Here is a 4,917-nt window from a genome sequence, read left to right on the forward strand (position 1 = left end):
ATGGTGATGGAGAAATTTCCCCTGTTGAGGTAGGCACCGGTATGAAGTTCACCGCGGTCGTGGTCATCGCGCCCGACGACCTTGAAGAGCAGGTCATCGAACACGCTCAAGAGGTGGGTGCCACCGGCGTGACCATCCTGCCGGGCAAGGGCATCGGCGGACAGGCCAGGAAGACTTTCTTTGGCCTCACCTTCGAGGGGACCCAGTCAGTGCTGCTGATGGTGGTGGGAGCCCACCTGACAGCACCGATTCTGAAGGAACTGCATGCCATCCTGGTCAGGGGGACGGAATCGCGGGGCCTGGCTTTCGCCATCCCCATCGAGCACCTGACAGGTATCGACATGCGCCAGGTGGTCAGGTTCGAGGAACACCTGCGTCGCGAAGGCGCCTGAACCAGCCCGTGGCTTCACAAGGAGGAAGACAATGCTCACTGTCAGAGACGTCATGGTTGCCGACGTGGTCACCATCTCCCCGTACAACACGCTGCGTGAGGCACTGTCCATGATGAAGGAGCGGCAGGTGAAGAGCCTGGTGGTGGACCGGCAGCATGCCCACGACGCCTACGGCATGCTGAGCTACCGGGAACTCCTGGATACGGTGGTGGCCCAGGAGGGCGATGTTGACCTCCTGAACGTCTACGACGCCGCCACGATCCCGGCCATCACCGTCAACGAGGACCTGTCCGTGCGGCAGGCAGCAGCACTCATGAGCCGCTACCACCTCAGCCGGCTGGTGGTGGTGGAAGGCAACCGCCTGGTGGGGCTGCTCGCGATGAACGACATCCTGGCCCGGCGCATGGAAGAACTGACGTAATTCGAAGGCTAGTCCTCCGCCTCCACCCACACCGTGCAGTTGGCGGCGTCAGCTACCACGGCTTCCAAATCCCCCGTCCGGTGGATCACTTCCAGCTGCCGGACGGCTCCCGTGCCGGCGTAGAGCAGGTCATCAATCAGCTTTTCCACCTGTCGGAGGTCCCCGGTGTCCTCCAGCGCCTGCCGGATGTGGTTCAGCAGCGCATTCACGACGGCGAGCGCCGGCGTCGGCTGGTATGTCAACGGATCCAGCAGGTCCCCGCGCAGTCCCCACCGGCTGGCCTTCCACCCGGCCAGCCGCAGCAGCTGGGTGGGCACGGCCACGGGCGGGATACCTTCCCGCCACTCGCGGGCGGCGGTCTCCACCAGCCCCCGGCAGATCCCGGCCAGCAGCACAGCGTTCTGCGGCCGGAGGCAGACATCGGCGATGCGGACTTCCACCGTGGGATAGTGACGGGAGAGCCGCGCGTCGAAGTACACCATGCCCTCGTCAAGCAGAACCCCGGTGCTCACCATGTCATGAACCAGCTGGTGGTACGCCTCCGGTGAGCCGAGGATGTCCAGTGGTCCGGCCGAGGGCCAACGGCTCCAGACCTGCGAGCGGTAGCTGGCGTAACCCGTATTCTGCCCGTGCCAGAACGGGGAGTTGGCGCTCAGCGCACCCACAACGGGCAGCCAGATACGGATGCGGTCCAGCACCCCCACGGCTTCTTCATCCGAGTCCACGGAGACGTGGATATGGCAGCCGCAGGTGAGCTGTTCCCTGGCTGTCAGCCCGTACTCGTCCGTCATCGCCGCAAAGCGGCGCAGTGAGGCAGGATGCGGGTCGCACGGCAGAGGCGAGGTGCCCAGGGCGGCAACCCGTACCCCCATCCTCCGCGCCTCTGCATCCGCCATCGCCCGGCCCAGGATGATGTCCGTCTCCAGCCCCGCCATGGTGGAATGTGGCGGACTGACCACCTCGATCATTTCCTGCTGGAATTCAGCAGTGAGGAAAGGTCCTCCACCGGGACCGGCGGGGCGGGTGTACCCCTCGAGCAGTCCAGCAGCCAGCGGCACAGCCTCCCCCGTCTCGGCGCTCACCAGCAGCAGTTCCTCCTCTATTCCGAACGTCCGACGGCGGTGGTCCGCCCCTGCGCTGCCGTCTCCAGTGTGCCCCGGGGTGCTTTCTGTTCCTGAGCCGTCCATCGCCGTCGTCCTTTGTCAATCCATCCGGGCCAGTTCGTCCCAGAAGCAAGCAAGCGTGACGGCGCCGTTCACCAGTACTTCGAGGTTGGCGCTTTCGTCGCTGTCGTGCCAGTGGTCCTCCACCAGGCCCGTCCCGAAGAACAGGACCGGAGCGTCTAAAGACCTGCTGAGCAGTTCGGCAGGCCCTCCGCCGGCGTTGCCCATCCTGCCCACATCGGCTGAGCGAAAGCCCTTGGCCATGGCCCGTTCCAGGGCGGAAACAGCGGGGTGGTCGGGGGTCCAGTAAGGTTCCTGTGCCGTCTCGCGATCCACGCTGAGTGTGTGGCCGTAGTCCTCCCCCACTGTGTCCTGCACCCATTGCCGGAGCTGCTCGGCAACCTTCTCCACCCGCTGGCCGCCCACGGTCCGGAAGCTCAGGTCAACGGATGCCACGGACGGAACGGCCGCACTGGACAATCCCATAGGATCGCCGGCGATGAGTGCCGTGATTTCCACCGCCGGGCGGAGCCACAGGAGTTCCGGAACCGTGTACCCGCGTTCGCCAATGATGCTTCCCGTCTGCGAGCGCTCCACCCAGTCCTCTTCGGTAAAGGGCAGGCGTGCGAGCGCCGTCCGAAAGTCCTCCGGCACTGCCGCAATGTCGTCATAGAATCCCGGGATGGCGATCCGGCCGTCCTCGTTATGGAGACCCGCGAGCAGCCTGCTCAGTTCAAAGGCCGGGTTGGGGACGGCACCGGAAACAGCACCGCTGTGAACATCCATTTCCGGACCGGTGAGCTCCAGGTGTGCGCTGATCATCCCGCGCAGGCTCATACACAGGGCCGGATGATCCTCACGGAAGAGAAGGGTGTCGGAGAACAGCACCAGGTCCGCCTGCAGCCGGTCCGCCTGCTCCTCGAGCAGCCCGGCAAGATGCGGCGAACCGCCCTCTTCCTCCCCCTCGACGAGGTACTTCAGGTTGATGGCAGGTGTTGATCGTTCGGAGCCTTGCTGTACAGGGTGAGAGAGCGTTTGGGTTCTGGCCTCCAAAGGTGATGGAGCGCTTGGGTTCTGGGCCCTTGAAGTGCGAGAGCTTTTGGACTGCCGGGCCAGGTGCGCGCGGAGCGACCACAGGTGGGCCAGGACCTGGCCCTTGGCATCGGAGCTGCCCCGACCGAACAACCGGCCGTCCCGCACCACCGGCTCGAAGGGCGCGGTCTGGTCCCACTGCTCGGGTTTGGCCACCCGCACATCGTGGTGGCTGTACACCAGGACAGTGGGGGCGCCGGGCGCTTCGCACCATTCGGCGTACACCGCGTGGGATTCCCCGGTGGGAAGCACCTCCACCACCGGGAAGCCCACCTCGCGGAAGGCCGCCGCCAGCCAGTTCGCCGAGCGGAGCAGGTCCTTGGTGTGCTCCGGCGCCCCCAACACGCCGGGCACCCGCACCCACTCCGCCAACTGGGCCTCCAGCTCGGCCCGGCAGGACCGGACGAAGGCGCGAAGGTCTGCGCCGTCGTCGTGGTTCGTGCCGTCGCCGTTCACGCCCTGGTTTTCCGGGGCGTGCAGGCCCGGGGCCTCGTGACCCGGGCCGTCATGGCCCTCGAGGCCGTGATACTGCTCCACGGCTCACCGGGGCTGGGCAGGGTTGGTGGGATCGCCCTGCGACGGCGGGTTGATGGGAGGCCCCGGCACGTTGGCGGCCTGCGGGGTCTTCGGCTGGCCGATGTTCACCTCGGGAGTGCTGGGGGCCTGGGGGCCGCGGGGAACGGTGCCGCCCTGCAGGTCGTGGAGCCTCTTTTCGAGGATCTGCATGATGGGCAGGCGGTTCCCGTGTGCCTTCTCGTACGTGATCAGCTGCTCGACTTGCTCCTCGTCCAGGCCTGAGATGCGCGACGGCAGGGTTCCCACCGGCAGGTGGTCGTAGTCGGGCAGCGGCAGTTCCTTGTGCAGGGGTACTTCGTTCATTGTTGTTCAGCTCCTTCGTCCAGTGAGCTCAGCAGGTCGGCGCATGCCTGTTCACAGCGCCGGCACGCCTCCGCGCAGACCTGGCAGTGGTCGTGCATGTCGGCGTGCTTATCGCACTCCTCGGCGCAGGCCCTGCAGGCAGCGCGGCAGGCTTCCAGCAGCGATCTCGTGACGCTGCCGTTGTAGCCGGCGTGGCGGGAAAGCACATTTCCTGTTGTTGCACAGATGTCCGCGCAGTCCAGGTCGGTCCCGATGCACGTGACCAGTTCCGCCACCATGTCCTCACTGAGGCAGGCGTCGGCGCAGGCAGTACAGGTCTGCGCGCATTCGAAGCAGGCGCCGATGCATTCAGCCAGTTTGGCTTTATTGAACTCATCCAGGCCTTTGGGATGGGCATCAATCATGGCCCGTATGTGCGTCATTCCACTCTCCTTTTCGTGACGTGCAGTGCTAGGCAGTGGCCTCGGCGTCGGATGGTTCCGGCACCTGCAGGCCCGAAGCGAAGACGGACTCCGCCATCTGGGCTGCGATCGCGTCCCAGTGGTACTTCTTCAGCAGCTCCCGGGTTTTCGGCTTCGGGGCGCGCGAAGCATCCCGCAGGCCGAGGTTCCGGCACAGCGAAGCAAAGCCGGCGCCGTCGTCGCGCAGGTGCACCACGCCGGGGAAATCAGCCACCACGTCCGGCACGCGGGTGGACACCACGGGAAGGCCGGCGGCGAGGTACTCGAGCGTTTTGGTGGGGCTGATGGAGCGGGTTGCCTCATTCAGGGCGAACGGCATCAGCGCAACATCCAGGCCTGCCATCGCCGCGGGAAGGTCCTTGTAGCAGGTGTACCCTTCGTAGCTGATGTTGGGCGCCTGCGGCAGGCTGGCCGGATCGATCTTGGCCACCGGCCCGTACATCTTGATGTCCCACTCCGGCAGCGCTTTGGCCAGGTCGGCGATGAGGGCCAGGTCCTGCGTTTCGTCC

General features: G+C 65.8%; 7 protein-coding genes. 2 read left to right on the top strand and 5 right to left on the bottom strand.

Annotation, left to right across the window (positions count from 1 at the left end; genetic code table 11):
• Both AC5RWX_RS30180 and AC5RWX_RS30185 read left to right on the top strand, forming a co-directional pair.
• Positions 1–392: P-II family nitrogen regulator (locus AC5RWX_RS30180; protein ID WP_494099893.1), on the top strand; the 392-nt coding region annotated here is incomplete at its 5' end.
• Positions 393–423: 31 nt separating this feature from the next.
• Positions 424–813 (top strand): CBS domain-containing protein, encoded by a 390-nt coding sequence (locus AC5RWX_RS30185; RefSeq protein ID WP_494099894.1) that lies wholly within the window; start codon positions 424–426, stop codon positions 811–813.
• 8 nt (positions 814–821) lie between these two features.
• Here AC5RWX_RS30185 and AC5RWX_RS30190 read toward each other — a convergent pair whose 3' ends face one another.
• From AC5RWX_RS30190 to AC5RWX_RS30210, 5 genes are all read right to left on the bottom strand, one after another.
• Positions 822–2,000 (bottom strand): carboxylate-amine ligase, encoded by a 1,179-nt coding sequence (locus AC5RWX_RS30190; protein WP_494099895.1) that lies wholly within the window; start codon positions 1,998–2,000, stop codon positions 822–824.
• A 15-nt stretch (positions 2,001–2,015) separates the two neighbouring features.
• Positions 2,016–3,605 (bottom strand): M20/M25/M40 family metallo-hydrolase, encoded by a 1,590-nt coding sequence (locus tag AC5RWX_RS30195; RefSeq protein WP_494099896.1) that lies wholly within the window; start codon positions 3,603–3,605, stop codon positions 2,016–2,018.
• A gap of 3 nt (positions 3,606–3,608) precedes the next feature.
• Positions 3,609–3,947: a DUF8129 domain-containing protein gene (locus AC5RWX_RS30200; RefSeq protein WP_494099897.1), complete on the bottom strand. Its 339-nt coding sequence runs from the start codon at positions 3,945–3,947 to the stop codon at positions 3,609–3,611.
• Positions 3,944–4,369, bottom strand: coding sequence for a four-helix bundle copper-binding protein (locus AC5RWX_RS30205; RefSeq protein WP_494099898.1), 426 nt, complete (start codon positions 4,367–4,369; stop codon positions 3,944–3,946). The genes AC5RWX_RS30200 and AC5RWX_RS30205 overlap by 4 nt, the downstream gene beginning before the upstream one ends.
• Positions 4,370–4,397: 28 nt before the next feature.
• Positions 4,398–4,917, bottom strand: a 520-nt coding sequence (locus AC5RWX_RS30210) for a glycosyltransferase (RefSeq protein ID WP_494099899.1), incomplete at its 5' end; no start/stop codon positions are given.

Source organism: Arthrobacter sp. SPT-J7, from assembly GCF_059089965.1.

Bases quoted from the DNA above. Each gene is read 5' to 3' on its own strand.
- AC5RWX_RS30200 (WP_494099897.1), bottom strand. From the start codon at position 3,947: ATGAACGAAGTACCCCTGCACAAGGAACTGCCGCTGCCCGACTACGAC.
- AC5RWX_RS30205 (WP_494099898.1), bottom strand. From the start codon at position 4,369: ATGACGCACATACGGGCCATGATTGATGCCCATCCCAAAGGCCTGGAT.
- AC5RWX_RS30185 (WP_494099894.1), top strand. From the start codon at position 424: ATGCTCACTGTCAGAGACGTCATGGTTGCCGACGTGGTCACCATCTCC.
- AC5RWX_RS30190 (WP_494099895.1), bottom strand. From the start codon at position 2,000: ATGGACGGCTCAGGAACAGAAAGCACCCCGGGGCACACTGGAGACGGC.